This is a genomic window from Micromonospora sp. WMMD961 (genome assembly GCF_029626145.1).
Lineage (GTDB): Bacteria > Actinomycetota > Actinomycetes > Mycobacteriales > Micromonosporaceae > Micromonospora.
Genome location: NZ_JARUBJ010000002.1, coordinates 504,230 through 520,300 on the forward strand (window position 1 = coordinate 504,230; position 16,071 = coordinate 520,300).

General features: G+C 70.5%; 13 protein-coding genes. 8 read left to right on the forward strand and 5 right to left on the reverse strand.

Translation table 11 applies throughout. The annotated features are described in order from the left end of the window. Positions 1 to 47: 47 nt before the first annotated feature. Genes O7614_RS02500 through O7614_RS02515 form a run of 4 tightly spaced genes read right to left on the reverse strand, consistent with a single transcriptional unit; the run spans position 48 to position 4,248 of the window. Positions 48 to 992 (reverse strand): MerR family transcriptional regulator, encoded by a 945-nt coding sequence (locus tag O7614_RS02500; RefSeq protein ID WP_278136878.1) that lies wholly within the window; start codon positions 990 to 992, stop codon positions 48 to 50. After that, positions 982 to 1,599 carry an isopentenyl-diphosphate Delta-isomerase gene (gene idi, locus O7614_RS02505; RefSeq protein ID WP_278136879.1) on the reverse strand — a complete coding sequence of 206 codons (618 nt, stop codon included), beginning with the start codon at positions 1,597 to 1,599 and terminating at the stop codon, positions 982 to 984. Before idi ends, O7614_RS02500 begins: the two co-directional genes overlap by 11 nt. Next, positions 1,596 to 3,077, reverse strand: coding sequence for a phytoene desaturase family protein (gene crtI / locus O7614_RS02510; RefSeq protein ID WP_278136880.1), 1,482 nt, complete (start codon positions 3,075 to 3,077; stop codon positions 1,596 to 1,598). Before crtI ends, idi begins: the two co-directional genes overlap by 4 nt. 28 nt (positions 3,078 to 3,105) lie before the next feature. After that, a complete protein-coding gene (locus O7614_RS02515) occupies positions 3,106 to 4,248 on the reverse strand; it encodes a polyprenyl synthetase family protein (RefSeq protein ID WP_278136881.1) in 1,143 nt (380 codons plus the stop codon). Between the two features lie 64 nt (positions 4,249 to 4,312). On the opposite strand from O7614_RS02515, the gene O7614_RS02520 reads away from it, so the two are divergent. Both O7614_RS02520 and O7614_RS02525 read left to right on the forward strand, forming a co-directional pair. After that, a complete protein-coding gene (locus tag O7614_RS02520) occupies positions 4,313 to 5,236 on the forward strand; it encodes a phytoene/squalene synthase family protein (RefSeq protein WP_278136882.1) in 924 nt (307 codons plus the stop codon). Next, complete coding sequence (locus O7614_RS02525; RefSeq protein WP_278136883.1) at positions 5,233 to 6,558, forward strand: deoxyribodipyrimidine photo-lyase; 1,326 nt, start codon at positions 5,233 to 5,235, stop codon at positions 6,556 to 6,558. The genes O7614_RS02520 and O7614_RS02525 overlap by 4 nt, the downstream gene beginning before the upstream one ends. Positions 6,559 to 6,564: 6 nt before the next feature. Here the strand turns inward: O7614_RS02525 and O7614_RS02530 are convergent, their stop codons facing one another. Next, a complete protein-coding gene (locus O7614_RS02530; protein WP_278136884.1) occupies positions 6,565 to 7,629 on the reverse strand; it encodes a serine hydrolase domain-containing protein in 1,065 nt (354 codons plus the stop codon). A 92-nt stretch (positions 7,630 to 7,721) separates the two neighbouring features. On the opposite strand from O7614_RS02530, the gene O7614_RS02535 reads away from it, so the two are divergent. The 6 genes from O7614_RS02535 to O7614_RS02560 all read left to right on the forward strand — a co-directional run bounded on the left by O7614_RS02535 (position 7,722) and on the right by O7614_RS02560 (position 16,043). Further along, positions 7,722 to 9,197, forward strand: coding sequence for an FAD-dependent oxidoreductase (locus O7614_RS02535; RefSeq protein ID WP_278136885.1), 1,476 nt, complete (start codon positions 7,722 to 7,724; stop codon positions 9,195 to 9,197). Between the two features lie 326 nt (positions 9,198 to 9,523). Next, positions 9,524 to 10,528, forward strand: a complete 1,005-nt coding sequence (locus tag O7614_RS02540) for a LacI family DNA-binding transcriptional regulator (RefSeq protein ID WP_278136886.1) — start codon at positions 9,524 to 9,526, stop codon at positions 10,526 to 10,528. A gap of 450 nt (positions 10,529 to 10,978) precedes the next feature. Continuing rightward, a complete protein-coding gene (locus O7614_RS02545; RefSeq protein ID WP_278136887.1) occupies positions 10,979 to 12,358 on the forward strand; it encodes an extracellular solute-binding protein in 1,380 nt (459 codons plus the stop codon). A gap of 89 nt (positions 12,359 to 12,447) precedes the next feature. Next, complete coding sequence (locus tag O7614_RS02550; RefSeq protein ID WP_278136888.1) at positions 12,448 to 13,404, forward strand: sugar ABC transporter permease; 957 nt, start codon at positions 12,448 to 12,450, stop codon at positions 13,402 to 13,404. A 12-nt stretch (positions 13,405 to 13,416) separates the two neighbouring features. Continuing rightward, positions 13,417 to 14,304, forward strand: coding sequence for a carbohydrate ABC transporter permease (locus tag O7614_RS02555; RefSeq protein ID WP_278136889.1), 888 nt, complete (start codon positions 13,417 to 13,419; stop codon positions 14,302 to 14,304). Between the two features lie 101 nt (positions 14,305 to 14,405). Beyond that, positions 14,406 to 16,043 (forward strand): glycoside hydrolase family 13 protein, encoded by a 1,638-nt coding sequence (locus tag O7614_RS02560; protein WP_278136890.1) that lies wholly within the window; start codon positions 14,406 to 14,408, stop codon positions 16,041 to 16,043. Positions 16,044 to 16,071: the final 28 nt, after the last annotated feature.

Sequence of the window (16,071 nt, forward strand, 5' to 3'; positions counted from 1 at the left end):
CGGACCCGCCCGACGGTAGTTCACCCGGTCAGCGGGCGACAGTGCGATCAGTCACGCGTCGACTGGTCCAGGGAGTCACGGACCGCGGCGGCCAGCGAGACCGCCTCGGCCAGGTCCACCGGCCGGACCACCCCGGCGGGCAGCGCGTCTGCTCGCCAGCCGGGGCCGGCCGCGAGCGCCAACAGCGGGCGGCGGGGCGCGGCGAGCAACGCGCTGAGCTGGGCCGGGTCGGCGGTGGCGCGGGTGTGCGACCAGAGCACCACGGCGGCCGGTCCGGTCCGGTTGACCGCCTCGACCAGGGCGGCCACCGGCACCCGGGCGCCGAGCATCCGGTAGCTGACCCCGGCCTCCGCGAGAGCCGCGGCCAATGCTTCCAGTGGCAGGGTGTGCTGCTCCTCGTCGGCGCAGGAGAGCAGGATGCGGGCCGGGCCGGTGGGCACCCTGACCCGACTGGCCGCCGCGAGGGCCTCCGAGACGCAGCGGGACACCAGGTGTTCCACCTCGATCAGGCCGGCGGTGGCGGCGTGGCGTTCACCGATGCCGGCGAGCACCGGACGTAGCAGTCCCTCCCAGGTGGCGACGACCCCGCTGGTGGCCAAGGCGTGCGCGATCGTCTCGCTGATCACCGCCGCGTCCAGGCGCATGGCGGCTCGGGCCAATCCGCGGGCTGCCGGCCCGGCGCGGCCCACCGGGATGCTTCCACCGCCGTCGCGACCAGGTGCGTGGGTGCGGCCGGGGGCGACCGTGCCGTTGGATGACGGGTCCGGTGCCTGGCGGGCCCAGCGGGCCGCCTCGGCGGGGCTCACCCCCTCGGTGGTGAGGCGTCGCATGATCTCGAGGCGGGCCAGATCGGCCGGCGTGTAGCGGCGATGGTGACCGGGGACGTGTTCACTGGGCCCGAGCCCGTAGCGCTGGTGCCAGGTGCGAAGGGTCGTGACCGCGACCCCCAGCCGGCGTGCGACCGCACCCGCGCTCAGCGCCTCATCGACCACCCGACCGCTCCGCCGTGTCGTCCGCCGGTCCGGGCGGGGTCACGGCCAGGCTGGATGTGCCGGACGTGGACCCCGTGGGGCGCAGCAGCCGGTTCACCACCCCACCCAGCCAGGGCGCGTACGACCGGGGGTCGCGGTCCAGTTCGGCTTCCAGCGCGGTCGGGTCGGCCCACCGCAGCTCGGCCACCTCGCCCAGGTCCGGCAGCAGTGGAGCAGAGGGCAGGAAGTCGCCCCGCAACACGTGGTCGTACTCGAATTCGACCCGACCGGTCGCCGGGTCCTCGGCGTAGTAGACGTAGACGCCGACCTCGGTTAGCTCGACCGGGCCCGCGCCCAGTTCCTCGCGTAGCCGCCGGTTGGCGGCCTCGGCGAGCGACTCGCCCGGCTGGGGGTGGCCGCAGCAGGAGTTGGCCCAGCGCAGCGGGAACCGGGTCTTGACAGCGGCTCGGCGCTGGAGCAGCACCTGGCCGTCCGGGTCCACCAGCAGCACGGAGAAGGCCCGGTGGAGTTGCCCCGGCGGCTGGTGCGCGGCGGCGACGGTCGTCTCGCCGTTGGCCTTGCCGGTCTCGTCGACCAGCTCGACAAGGTGCCCCTCGCGACCGCTCATCGACCGTCCCCGGTGATCCGGCCGGCGGCGAGCTTGCCGGAGATGAGCACCATCGGCACGCCGACGCCCGGCTGGGTCCCGGAGCCGACGAAGACCACGTTCGACAGCTTGCGGTGCAGGTTGGACGGGCGGAACGGGCCGGTCTGGAAGAGGGTGTGGGCGGCGGCGAACGGCGTGCCGGCGGCCATCCCCTGCTCCTCCCACTCGGCCGGGGTGATCGCCCGCAGCACCTCGACGCCGGCGCCGAAGCCGACGTAGCCGCGCTCCTCCAGGGTGCCGATCAGCTGGTCGCTGTAGCGCTGGGTCAGGTCGCCGCGCCACTCGAACGGAGCCCGGTGCAGGTTGGGCACGGGGGCGAGCACGTAGTAGGTGTGCCGGTCCGCAGGGGCCACCGACGGGTCGGTCCGGCTCGGGTTGGTCACCAGCAGCGACGGATCGGTCATCAGCTCACCCCGCCGGATGACCTCATCGAAGGTGCCCTTCCACGCGCGTCCGAAGTGGATGTTGTGATGCGCGATCTTTTCATATGCCTGTCGGGAACCGACGTGCAGAACGACGCAGGACGGCGAGTAGGTGAGCTGTCGTGCCGGAGCGGCCGGGAGCAGGTCCCGGTAGGCGACCGGCAGGTCGGGGTTGAGCACCACCACGTCCGCCGGCACCAGTTCCCCGTCGGCGGTGAGCACTCCGGTGGCCCGACCGTTCGCGGTCTCCACCCGGGTCACCGTGGTGTCGTACCGGATCTGCACGCCGTGCTTCTCGGCCGCGCCGGCCATCGCCCTGGAGACCGCGTGGATGCCACCGCGCGGGAAGAAGACCCCGGCCACCGAGTCGAGGTACGCGATGACGGTGTAGATGGCCAGCGCGTCGTGCGGCGCGAGGCCGGCGTACATCGCCTGGAAGGAGAAGATCCGCTGGGTACGTGGGTCCCGGAAGAATTGGTTGATCTTCGTCTGGAGCCGACGGAAGGCCCCGCCGGTGAGCAACTTGAGCAGGTTGCCGGTGAGCAGGTCGGTCGGCGCGTCCAGGTTGCGCTCGATGAAGTCGGCCCGCTCCAGACGCCACAGCTCCCGCGCGTAGTCGACGAAGCGCAGGTAACCGTCGGCCTCACGCGGCCCGCAGACCCGGGAGATCTCGGCGGCCATCCGCGTGGTGTCGGTGAGCACGTCGAGGGTCGAGCCGTCCGGGTAGTACGCCCGGTAGGCAGGGTCGAGCGGGGTCAGGTCGAGCCAGTCGCGCAACTCCTCACCGACCGCGCCGAGCGCCTCGGCGATCAGGTCGGGCATGGTGAGCACGGTCGGACCGGTGTCGAACTCGTAGCCGTCCACGGCCAGTCGGCCGGCGCGCCCGCCGGGCACCGGCTCGCGTTCCAGCACTGTCACCTGCCGGCCACTGCCGGCGAGGTGCAGCGCGCAGGCGAGCCCACCCAGCCCGGCCCCGACGACCACCACCCGGTCCGTCCGTCCTGTCACCGTCCGCACGTGACCACCTCCTTGCTCAAGTCGCTCATCAGGCCCGCCGGTTGGCAGCGGCGGTGGCCAGCCCGGTCAGTGCGGTCCGCGCCGTCTGGTCCACGGGTGCGGCGTCGAGCGCCGCCAGCGCGTCACCCACCCGCTCGGCGATCATCCGCTCCACCCGGGTCACCGCACCGGTCTCCACGACCAACTCGGCGAGCCGGTCGACCGGTCCGCCGGCGGCCCGCTCCAACGCCCGGAACTGCGCTGGCGTGGCCAGCTCCCGGGCCAGCATGAGCAGCGTGGTCGGCTTGCCGGTGCGGAGGTCGTCGCCGGCCGGCTTGCCGGTGGCGGCCGGGTCGCCGTAGACGCCGAGGAGGTCGTCGCGCAGCTGGAACGCCTCGCCGACCGCCAGGCCATAACGGGTGTACGCGGAGACCAGCGGATCGTCGAGGGGGACGCCGGCCAGACAGGCCCCGAAGAGCAGTGGTCGCTGGACGGTGTAGCTGGCGGTCTTGTAGCGGGCCACCCGCAGCGCCCGGTCGACCGACCAGTTGGCCGGGTCGTTCTCGCCGAGCACGTCGAGGTACTGCCCGGCGACCGTCTCCACCCGCATCTGGTCGTAGCAGCGGCGAACCTCGAACAGCCGGGCCGTCGGCACCGTGGCCTGGGCCAGCAGTCGATCGGCCCAGACCATGCAGAGGTCACCGATGAGCACGGCGACCGCCTCGCCGAACCGGGCGGGATCACCTCGGTGGCCGGCGGCGATGTGCTGTTCGGCGAGCGCGACGTGCGCGGTGGGCCGGCCTCGGCGGGTGGTGGACGCGTCCATCACGTCGTCGTGGACGAGGGCGAAGGTGTGCAGCAGTTCGAGCGAGGCCAGCGCGGGCAGGACCGGGGGCAGTGCCTCGGCGGCGCCGACCGCGCCGCGCCACCCCCAGTAGGCGAACGTGGGCCGGATCCGTTTGCCGCCGACGAGGACGGCGTCCCGCGCGGCTGCGGCGAATCGGCCCATCGACGGGTCGATCTCGGCGAGGGTGTCGACCTCGGCGGTGAGGAACGTGCTCAGGGTCTCGTGGACCGCCGTGATCAGGTCCTGGGTGTACGCGGCCAGCACGGCGCGGACCGGATCGTCCCCGTCCCCTGGCCCCGCCGGCGCCACGCGGGTCGCGTTACCCGCAACTGCGTCGTTGGCCATGTGGCTGAGCGTACCCTAGGCTACGAGTTGCGTCGATTGGTGCGTCGATAAATGAGGAGGGCCGGTGGAAACTGATCTCACCGCTGCCTATGAACGGTGCCGTGAGCTGCACAAACGTCACGGCCGCACCTACTATCTCGCCACTCGACTGCTTCCCGCTTGGAAACGACGACATGTGCACGCCCTCTACGGGTTCACCCGGTACGCGGACGAGATCGTGGACCGCACCGAGGACCTTCCCCAGGTCGAGCGGGCTGCCCTCCTGGAGGACTGGGCCAGCCGATTCGTGTCCGGCCTGCACGGAGCGCCCGTCGACGACCCGTTGCTGCCGGCGGTCCTGCACACGATCGCCGTCTTCGATCTCGACCGGGACGACTTTGCGTCGTTTCTGAAGAGCATGGCGATGGACCTGACCGTCAGCTCCTACCCGACGTACGACCACCTGCTCGACTACATGGAGGGCTCGGCGGCGGTGATCGGCACGATGATGCTGCCGATCCTGGGCAGCTCCGACCCGGCGGCGGCCCGGGAGCCGGCACGGCAGCTCGGCTTCGCCTTCCAGCTCACCAACTTCATCCGGGACGTCGCCGAGGACCTCGACCGAGGTCGCACCTACCTACCGGACGAGGACCTGACGAAGTTCGGTGTGACCCGCGAGGAGCTGGCCGAGGCCAGCGCCCGGGGCCGCGGTACGCACCGGACCCGCGAGCTGATCGAGTACGAGGTGACCCGCGCCCAGGCGCACTACGCCGCCGCCGCTCCGGGCATCACCATGCTGGCGCCGGCCTCACAGGCCTGCATGCGCACCGCGTACGCGCTCTACGGCGGCATCCTCGACGAGGTCGCCGCGCAGGACTACGACGTCTTCGCCCGGCGCGCCCTGGTGCCGCAGCGGCGACGGATGGCGGTGGCCGCGCGGGCTCTGCTCACCTCGACCGGTACACCGGTCACCATCCCCGGGCCGACGGTCCAACCGGAGACCCGGTGACCGCGAGCACGGCGATCGTGCTCCTCACCCGCGACCTGCGGGTGCACGACCATCCGGCGCTGGCCACCACCTGCGCCGCCTTCGACCGGGTGGTGCCGCTGTACGTGCTCGACCCGGCGCTGGCCGACCTGTCGGCCAACCGCACCCGGTTCCTGCATCAGGCCCTCGCCGAGCTGCGCGTCGAGCTGCGTGAGCGCGGCGGTGACCTGGTGGTGCGGCACGGTGACCCGGTGGCCGAGACGATCCGATTGGCCGGCGAGGTCGGCGCCACCGCCGTCGCGCTCTCCGCCGACGTCAGCCACTACGCCCGGCGTCGGGAGCGGCGGCTACGCGCGGAGTGCGAGCGGCACCGACTGCACCTGCGACTGTTCCCCGGGCTGACAGTGGTCGAGCCGGGTGCGCTCCAGCCCGGTGGCGGCGGCGACCACTACCGGGTGTTCAGCCCGTACCACCGGTCCTGGGCCGCCCGTCAGTGGCGCGAGGAGTTGGCCGCGCCGGACCACGTGGCGCTGCCCGGTGGCGTGCGCGTGGGCAGTCTGCCGAAGCCGCCGGCCGGGGAGTCGCCGGACGCGGCGGTCGGCGGCGAGCGGGTCGCCCGGCAGCGGCTCACCGACTGGCTGCCCGACCTGACCCGGTACGACGACCAGCACGACGACATGGCCGGCGACGACACCTCCCGGCTCAGCCCGTACCTGCGTTTCGGGTGCGTCTCGCCGCTGGCGGTGGCGAACCGCGCCGGGGACCGGTCCGGCCCGTTCGTCCGGCAGCTCTGCTGGCGGGACTTCTACTACCAGGTCACCGCGGCCTTTCCGGAGATCTCGACCGCGGCGTACCGGCGGGGTGCCACCGAGCAGTGGCGCTACGACGACGACGCGGTGGCTGCCTGGGCCGAGGGCCGCACCGGGATGCCCATCGTCGACGCCGGGATGCGACAACTGCGGACGCAGGGCTGGATGCACAACCGGGCTCGCCTGATCACCGCCGGCTACCTGACCAAGCACCTCGGGCAGGACTGGCGTGTGGGAGTGAAGGTGTTCTTCCGTTGGCTGCTGGACGGGGACGTGGCGAACAATTCCGGCAACTGGCAGTGGGTCGCCGGCACCGGCAACGACACGAAGCCCTACCGGGGGTTCAACCCGGTCCGGCAGGCCGAGCGGTACGACCCGGACGGCGACTACGTACGCCGGTGGGTGCCGGAGCTGGCGGGGGTGCAGGGCAAGGCGGTCCACCAACCGTGGCGACTGCCCGAGGCGCTCCGCCGGACGCTCGACTATCCGCCACCGCTCTCGGTGCCCGGCACCGACCCGGTCTGGCTGCGCTGACCTGCGTCAGAGGCAGGAGTGCAGCGCCTCGGCCAGTTCGTCGACCCGGTCGTGCTCGGCCAGGTGGGCCGTGGCGTACGCGAGGGTGTAGCCGCGCTCCGGGTCGGCCCACGCGCTGCTCCCGCCGATCCCGCCCATGCCCCAACTGCCGTCCGGCTCCCACTGCATGCCCAGCGTCCAGTGGGCGCGGCGGTCCAGCACCAGGTCCGGTCCGTCGTACTGGACGCGGGTCGCCTCCGCCACCAGCTCCGGGCTGAGCAGCCGGACGCCGTCGAGGACGCCGCCGGCCAGCAGGCCGGTGTAGAGCCGGGCCAGGCCGGATGCGGTGGCGTGCAGGTTGACCGCGGGCATCTCGGCAGCTCGCCAGAGCGGGCTGTTCAGCACGGCCAGGTCCAGTCCTCCGGCCGGGTTGCCCAACGCGCGCGCCCGCAACGATCCCGGCTCGCCGAGCATCCGAACCGGCCACTGCGGGTCGCCGTAGCGCATCTCGGCGCAGCGGCGTTGGTCCGCCTCGGTCAATCCGTAGCCGAGGTCGAGCCGCCACGGACCAGCGATCTCCTCGGCCAGGAACCGGCCCACCGACCGCCCGTCGACCCGCCGGACCAGCTCGCCCACCAGGTGCCCGTACGTCCAGGCGTGCTCGCCGGCCACCGAGCCCGGCTGCCACTCGGGGTCGGCGGCGGCCAGATCACCGGTGAGCAGCGCCCAGTCGGCGATCGTGGTGGCCGGCCGGGGCACCGGGAAGGCCGGGAGCCCGGCGGTGTGCGACAACACCTGGCGCACCGTGGCCGGCGTGCGGAACTCTGGCCAGTACCGGTCGACTGGCGCGTCGAGGTCGACCTGGCCCCGGTCGACGAGCATCAGCAGGCAGAGCGCGACCACCGGTTTGCCGACCGAGTAGACGTTGGCCAGCGTGTCCGGCCGCCACGGCTCGGCACCGGCCCGGTGACCCCCGATCAGGTCGACGACGGGCTGCCCGTCGTACCAGACGACCAGGTTGGCGCCGGTCTCCCGGCCCGAGGCGTGCAGGTCGTGGAAGCAGTCCCGGACCGGGGCGAAGCGTGCGTGCATCCCGTCACGGTAGGCGGCCCGGACCGGTGAGTGCGCCGACATTTCCGCCGACCCCGGTGGTCGGGGTGGTGTCGCTGGGGGATGCTGTTCCGGTGGCGGATCCGGAGCTGGTGGATGTGGTCGTGGTCGGGCTCGGAGTCGGTGGCGAGGAGGTGGCCGAACGGCTCGCCGACGCCGGCCTGAGCGTCGTCGGCGTCGAACGGGATCTGGTCGGCGGGGAGTGCCCCTACTGGGGCTGCATCCCGAGCAAGATGATGATCAGAGCGGCCAATGCCCTCGCCGAGGCCCGCCGGGTCGACGGGCTCGCCGGGACGGCACAGGTCCAGCCGGACTGGGCGCCGGTGGCGAAGCGGATCCGCGAGGAAGCCACCGACACCTGGGACGACACCGTCGCGGCCGAGCGGTTCGTCGGCAAGGGCGGCCGGCTCGTGCGGGGCAGTGGCCGTCTCGACGGTCCGCGTCGGGTCCGGGTCGGTGACCAGGTGTTCGAGGCCCGGTACGGGGTCGTGCTGGGCACCGGGACCCGTCCGTCGGTGCCCCCGATCGACGGCCTGGCCGACACGCCGTACTGGACCAACCATCAGGCGATCGAGGTCGAGAAGCTGCCGGAGTCGTTGCTGGTGCTCGGCGGCGGCGCCATCGGTCTGGAGTTGGCGCAGGTCTTCGCCCGCTTCGGTGTCCGGGTGACGGTGGTGGAGGCGCTCGACCGGGTGCTGGCCGTCGAGGAACCGGAGGCGTCCGAGGTCGCCGCCGCGGCGCTGCGCGCCGACGGCGTGGAAATCCACACCGGGGTACGCGCCGAACGGGTCGAACACGACGGCACACGGTTCACCCTGCGTGGCAGCGGCGGTGCGGCGTACACCGCCGACCAGTTGCTGGTGGTGACCGGGCGCAAGGCACACCTGGCCGAGTTGGGGCTGGAGACGGTCGGCCTGGACGGCAGCTCGCGTTTCCTGCCGGTCGACGACCGGTTGCACGTCACCGACCACGTCTGGGCGGTCGGCGACCTGACCGGTGAGGGCGCCTTCACCCACATCGCGATGTACCAGGCGGGGATCGTGATCGCCGACATCCTGGCCCGGGCTCGCCAGGCGACGGCGGGGGCGGATGCCAGCGGCACCTCCAGCGTGGTCGGGGGAGCGATGGGTGCGTCCAGTTCGCTGGCCGCCAGCGGGTCGAGCGGGTCGGCCGGTACGGTCCCGCGAGCCGACTACCGTGCGCTGCCCCGGGTGACCTTCACCGACCCCGAGGTCGGCGCGGTCGGGCTCACCGAGCGGCAGGCCCGCGAGCGCGGCATCAACGTGCAGGTCGGATTCACCAAGCTGAGCAGCTCGACCCGGGGCTGGATCCACCAGGTCGGCGACGAGGGCTTCATCAAGCTCGTCGCGGACGCCGACCAGGGCGTGCTGATCGGCGCGACCTCGGTCGGTCCGGCCGGCGGCGAGGTGCTGTCCGCGCTGGTGGTGGCGGTGCACGCGGCGGTGCCGCTGAGCCAGCTCCGGCACATGATCTACGCGTACCCGACCTTCCACCGGGCCATCGAGACCGCACTGCGCGACCTGTCCTGACGCCCGCCCAGCCGAGTCCAGAGTGCGCCGCGCCTGGCGATGCCGCACACGTGGCGGCTGGACATGATCCACTCGCGTTTCAGGAAGTCGCGGTATCCGGGGCACCTTGCACACCGCAATATCCTTGACAGTCGAGTCGATCACGACGGCCTGCCCCGGTGGCCGGACGTCAGGGTTCATGCAGCCGGAAGAGCGGTTTCGGCGTTCGGTGTTGCGCGCCGCAGGGGTCGGAATGGTCGGCCGTGGGAAGAATGCGGCAGCCGGCTAGCAAGCGCCGGGCAGTTTGCTGTTCATTTCTTTCATCCACACGACGTACGATTGCGACTGTGACCAAGCGGTTGACTGAAGTTGCCAAGAAGGCGGGCGTCAGCGAGGCCACCGTCAGCCGGGTGCTCAACGGCCGTGACGGGGTGTCGGAGGCGACCCGGACCGCGGTGCTGACCGCGCTGGACGTGCTCGGTTACGAGCGGCCGACCAAGCTGCGTGGCGAACGTGCCCGGCTGGTCGGGCTGGTGCTGCCCGAGTTGCAGAACCCGATCTTCCCGGCGTTGGCCGAGGTCGTCACCGGGACCCTCGCCCAACGCGGTTACACGCCGGCGCTCTGCGCCCGGACCATCGGCGGTGTCTCCGAAATGGACTACGTGGAGATGCTCCTCGACCACCAGGTCTCCGGGGTGATCTTCGCTGGTGGTTCGTACGCGCTCGCCGACGCGCGGCACGACCACTACCGTCGGCTGACCGATCGGGGTCTACCGGTGGTGCTGGTGAACGCGGGTGTGGACGAGCTGGGTTTTCCCCGGGTCTCGACGGACGACGCGGTGGCGGTGGAGCAGGCGTACGGGCACCTGCGCTCGCTCGGGCACGAACGCATCGGCATGGTGCTCGGTCCGGAGGGGCACGTGCCGTCGCGCCGCAAACTGGACGCGATGATCCGGGCCGCCGGCTGGGGTGAGGACGACGCCGAGTGCGTCCAGCGCTCCAGCTTCTCGATGGAGGGAGCACGGGTCGCCGCCACGAAGTTGGTCGAGCGGGGCGTCACCGGCATCATCTGCGCCAGCGACGTCCTGGCCCTGGGCACCATCCGTGCGGCCCGGCGGCTGGGCCGCTCGGTGCCGACCGACATCTCGGTGGTGGGCTACGACGACTCCGCGTTCATGACCTGCACCGATCCGCCGTTGACCACGGTCCGGCAGCCGATCGAGACGATGGGGCAGGCCGCCGTGGACCTGCTGGTCACCCAGATCGAGGGTGCCGGCGTGCTGCAGGACGAGCTGCTGTTCGAGCCGGAGTTGGTGGTACGCGGCTCGACCGCTCCCGCCCCCGGCCGCTAGCGACCACCACACCGACCGAGGCTTCCGGCCGTCGACCGCCCACGCGGTCGACGGCCGTTCCCGTCCCTACACCCACCCCACCCACCCCCACCCCACCCGCGACGATCATGGAGTTGTGGTGGGTGTCATAACGTCTGTAAAGCCCTTAAATCAGGCACCACAACTCCATGATCGACGCGCTCGGGCAGGGCTTGCCGCATCGACCTGTTCGAATGGGCCTTTATGGCGGGTTAAGGGCCGTTTTATCCCGGTGCTTTCAGGCTCTTGCCAACATCTGTCGTCATCATGTCGTGTCCTTTCGTCTCAGGGTCGACACCTTGCTGAAATGAGTCGGCCTCGCTACAGTGACTCCACTCACACCTGGCTCCGACGCAGCTACTGGGCGTCAGGTCGCATCACCGCAGATCAGCGAAGGTCATTGGAGACACCCGTTCCCGAAGGGATGGACAGATGTCCGTACCGCAATACCGAAAGGCTGCGGCGGTCGCGCTCGTGGCCGGCCTGGGGCTCAGCCTCACGGCGTGCTCCACGAAGAGTGACGACAAGGGCGCGACCGCTGGCGGCAAGGTCACCATCACGGTCGACTGCCAGCCCGTCGGTGCCCAGAAAGAGCTGCTGAAGAACTGGAACGACGATGTCGCCGAGTTCCAGAAGCAGAACCCGGACATCGTCATCAAGAGCGTCAGCGTCGGCGAGCAGTGCAACAACCCGCCGGACTTCACCGCCCGGCTGGCCGGCGGCACGGTGACCGACGTGTTCTACGGGTACATGACCGACGTCCAGCAGGTGCTTGACTCCGGTCAGGCGATGGACATCACCCAGTACGCCAACAAGGACACCGTTCCGACCTGGGACAGCATCGACCCCGCGCTGAAGGAGGTCTTCACCGACGGCGGCAAGCTCTACGCCGTACCGGTGAAGAACTACTCGATGGGCCTGATCTACAACAAGGCCCTGTTCCAGCAGGCTGGGCTCGACGTGAACAACCCACCCAAGACCTGGGCCGACGTCCGGGCCGCCGCGAAGAAGATCTCCGCGCTCGGCAACGGCATCGCGGGCTACGCGGAGTACAGCGCCGGCAACACCGGCGGCTGGCACTTCACCTCCCTGCTCTACTCGCAGGGCGGCCAGGTGCTCACGGCTGACGGCAAGAAGGCCGACTTCAACAACGCGATGGGCAAGCAGGTCCTGCAGAACCTCAAGGACATGCGGTACGGCGACAACAGCATGGGTGCCCGCCAGCTGCTCCAGTGGGGCGACCTGCTGACCAACGCCGGCGCCGGCAAGGTCGGCATGTTCATCGGTGCGCCGGACGCCACCCAGGCGATCGTCAGCCAGTTCCAGGGCAAGTTCCAGGACTGGGCGATGGCCCCGCTGCCCGGCCAGGACGGTGCGGCGAAGGGGACGCTCGGTGGCGGCGAGGGCTACTTCTTCAAGAAGGACCTCACCCCCGAGCAGGTCAAGGCCGGTCTCAAGTGGATCGCGTACCAGAAGCTCACCCCGGGCAAGGGTCAGTTCGACTACGTCCGGGCCAAGCCGCAGAACTACCCGGTGGGTCTGCCCCAGCCGCTGCTCTTCGCCAACGGCAGCGACGCGCAGAAGCAGGAACTGGAGCTGCGCAAGGCGAACGCCAACGTCGACACCGCCAACTTCGCGATCTTCGAGGCGACCCCGGTGCCGATCAAGGGTGAACCGCGCAACGCCCAGGCGATCTACGCGGTGCTCGACGCCGCGATGTCGGGTGTGCTGACCAACCCGAACTCGAACATCGACGCACTGCTCAAGACCGCCGAGGAGAAGGTCAACCAGCTCCTCGCCGCGGAGAGCTGACCGAGCGTGTGGGGGCCGGGACGCCGACCCGGCCCCCACACACCACCCGCACCGCATCTCGACGTCACTTAACTCACCCAGGAGTTGCCTTGGCGATCACCGTCGTCCCGGAGACCCCCAGGAAACCGGGCCGCCCGCCGTCGCCGTACTCGGCCGGGGCGCAGCGCACGAGCCTCGGCCGCAAGGTACGGGACAACCTCACCGGGCACGCGTTCCTGATCGGCGCGGTGCTCTGCTTCGTCGTCTTCTCCTGGTACCCGATGATCCGCGGCATCGTCATGAGCTTCCAGCGGACCCGGCGCGGCGAGACCACCTGGGTGGGCTGGGACAACTACTCCCGCATCCTCGCCGACCCGAGCTTCTGGCCAGCCTGGCAGAACACGCTCTACTTCACGTTGCTCGCGCTCGTCCTCGGGTACGCGGTGCCGTTCTTCGTGGCGGTCCTGCTCAACGAGTTCCGCCACGCCAAGGGGTACCTGCGGATCCTGGTCTACCTACCGGTGATGCTGCCGCCGGCCTCGGCGCTGTACCTCTTCAAGTTCTACGCGTACGACCCCAGCGAGGCGGGCCTGTTCAACGCGATCCTGAAGGCGCTGCACCTGCCCACCTCGCAGTGGATGCAGTCGCCCGAGATGACGATGCCGGCGATGGTGCTCGCGTCGACCTGGATGAACATGGGCGGGGCGGTGCTGATCTACCTCGCCTCGTTGCAGAACATCCCGGGCGAGTTGTACGAGGCTGCCGAGCTCGACGGTGCGGGCATCTGGAAGCGCATCCGCCACGTGACGATCCCGCAGACCCGGTTGATCCTCGCGCTGCTGGCGATGATCCAGATCGTCGCCACGATGCAGCTCTTCATCGAGCCCCTGATCCTCGCCAACGGCGCGGGCGCGGAGGATTCCGCGACGTCGGTGGCGTACCTCATCTACCAGCACGGCTTCTTCCAGAACGACCTCAACGGCGCTGCGGCGCTCGGTGTGATCATGCTCGTGGTGCTGGCCGGCTTCTCCGCCGCCTACCTGCGGCTGAGCGCGAAACAGGACTAGGACGGGCGAGACATGGCACAGGACTCCGGCACCCGGACCCTCATCTCCTCCGCGCAGCTTCGCCGTGGGCGCGGCAGGTTCATCTACTGGTCGCTGCTCACCGTCGTCGTCGTGGGCTTCACCCTGGTCTTCCTCGGGCCGCTCTACTGGATGGTCACCGGCGCGCTCAAGTCCGGCCAGGAGATCGCGCAGACCCCGCCCACGCTGTTCCCGAAGGACCCCCAGCCGCAGAACTACATCGACGCGTGGAACAACCTGGACCTCGCCAAGCTGTTGTTCAACACGTTCTACTACGCCACCGGCGCGGTGCTGTTCCAACTCGTCCTCGACACCGCCGCCGCGTACTCGTTGTCCAAGCTTCGACCGATCTTCGGCAACGTGATCCTCGCCCTGATGCTGGGAACCCTGATGATCCCGGCGATGGTCCTCATCGTTCCGCAGTACGTCACGGTGATCGACCTGCCGATCCTGCACATCAACCTGCTCGACTCGCCGTTCGCCATCTGGCTGCCGCTGGTCGCGAACGCGTTCAACATCTTCCTGCTGAAGCGGTTCTTCGACTCGATTCCCGAGGAGCTGATGGCGGCGGCTCTGATGGACGGGGCGTCGTCGATGCGCACGCTGTGGTCGATCATCCTGCCGTTGTCGCGCCCCATCCTCGGTGTGGTCTCGATCTTCGCGGTGACGGCGGTCTGGAAGGACTTCCTCTGGCCGAAGCTGGTCATGCCGTCGCCGGAGACCCGGACGGTCAGCGTCGGCATCTACGCCTTCGCGGGTGGTACGCCGATGAACGTGGTGATCGCCGCCTCGGTCATCGCCGCGATCCCGACCGTCATCATCTTCCTGATCTTCCAGCGGAACATCATGTCCGGTCTGACCACGGGCAGCATCAAGGGCTAGCCACGACCGCAACACCCCGCGCGGCGGACAACGATCGTTCGCCCGACACACATACAGGTCCGGCGAACCCGCCGACGTACTGACCCAGAAAGCAGGTGCTCGTGTCCACAGCAGACAGCAGTCCGTGGTGGCGTGGAGCGGTGATCTACCAGGTGTATCCCCGGAGCTTCGCCGACGGCAACGGCGACGGCATCGGCGACATCGCCGGCATCCGGTCCCGGCTGGATCACCTGTCCGCGCTCGGCGTCGACGCGATCTGGTTCAGCCCCTGGTACCCCTCACCGATGGCCGACGCCGGCTACGACGTGTCCGACTACCGGGACATCGACCCGGTCTTCGGCACCCTCGCCGAGGTCGAGGCGTTGATCGCCGAGGCGCACGCGCTGGGCATCCGGACCATCGTCGACGTGGTGCCGAACCACTGCTCCGACGCGCACCCGTGGTTCCAGGCCGCGCTCGCCGGTGGGCCCGGCGCACCCGAGCGGGACCTGTTCTGGTTCCGCCCCGGCCGGGGCCCCAACGGTGACCAGCGCCCCACCGACTGGGTCGGCGAGTTCGGTGGCGAAACCTGGACCCGCACCACCAACCCGGACGGCACCCCCGGCGACTGGTATCTGCACCTCTTCGCCCCGCAGCAGCCGGACTTCAACTGGGACCACCCCCGGGTGCGGGCGGAGTTCGAGGACATCCTGCGGTTCTGGTTCGACCGGGGCGTGGACGGGATCCGGATCGACTCGGCCGGCCTGCTGGTCAAGGACGGGACGCTACCCGAGGTCCAGCCGGACCAGCCGCACCCGTTCCACGACCTCGACGGGGTGCACGACATATACCGGGGCTGGCGGCGGGTCGCCGACGAGTACGCCGACCGTGCGTTGATCGGTGAGGTGTGGCTGCCGGACCGGCAGCGGTTCGCCAACTACCTGCGCCCGGACGAACTGCACGCCGCGTTCAACTTCGACTTCCTCGGCTGCGCCTGGGACGCTTCCGCGTTGCGCGAGAGCATCGACGGGACGCTGAGCGCGCACGCGCCGGTCAACGCCCCGGCCACCTGGGTCCTCTCCAACCACGACGTCACCCGCCACGTCACCCGCTACGGTCGGGCCGACACCAGGTTCAGCTTCGCGGCCAAGCGCGAGGGTATCCCCACCGACCTGGAACTGGGCACCCGCCGAGCCCGGGCCGCCGCGCTGCTGTCGCTGTCGCTGCCCGGAGCCGCCTACGTCTACCAGGGCGAGGAGTTGGGCCTCTACGAGGTCGAGGACATCCCGTACGCGCTGCGGCAGGACCCGATGTGGGAACGTTCCGGCCGGATCGACCCGGGCCGGGACGGCTGCCGCGTACCCCTGCCGTGGGCTGGTGACGAGCCGCCGTTCGAGTTCAGTCCGGCCGGCGCCGCAGCGCCCTGGCTGCCCCAGCCGGCCGACTGGAAGGACCGGACGGCCCGCGCGCAGACCGGAGACTCGGCGTCGATGCTGGAGCTGTACCGGGCGGCGATCCAGGCGCGGCGGGCCGACCCGGCGCTCGGCGACGGGGAGCTGACCTGGCTGCCCGCCCCGGACAGCGTGCTCGCCTTCAGTCGTGGCGGCGGCTTCGTCTGCGTCGTCAACCTCTCCGACTCGCCGGTTCCGATGCCGGCGGAGGGGGAGTTGCTGCTGGCCAGTGGGCCACTCGACGACGGGTTGCTGCCGGCCGACACCGCGGTCTGGCTGCGTACCGCCAAGGCGACCGACCTGACCTGACAGTGCTCGCCGTGGTGCCGGCGGCCCG

Excerpts from the sequence above, each read along its gene's own strand:
- O7614_RS02530 (WP_278136884.1), bottom strand. The coding sequence starts at position 7,629 with ATGCACGCACGCTTCGCCCCGGTCCGGGACTGCTTCCACGACCTGCAC.
- O7614_RS02555 (WP_278136889.1), top strand. The coding sequence starts at position 13,417 with ATGGCACAGGACTCCGGCACCCGGACCCTCATCTCCTCCGCGCAGCTT.
- O7614_RS02515 (WP_278136881.1), bottom strand. The coding sequence starts at position 4,248 with ATGGCCAACGACGCAGTTGCGGGTAACGCGACCCGCGTGGCGCCGGCG.
- idi (WP_278136879.1), bottom strand. The coding sequence starts at position 1,599 with ATGAGCGGTCGCGAGGGGCACCTTGTCGAGCTGGTCGACGAGACCGGC.
- O7614_RS02545 (WP_278136887.1), top strand. The coding sequence starts at position 10,979 with ATGTCCGTACCGCAATACCGAAAGGCTGCGGCGGTCGCGCTCGTGGCC.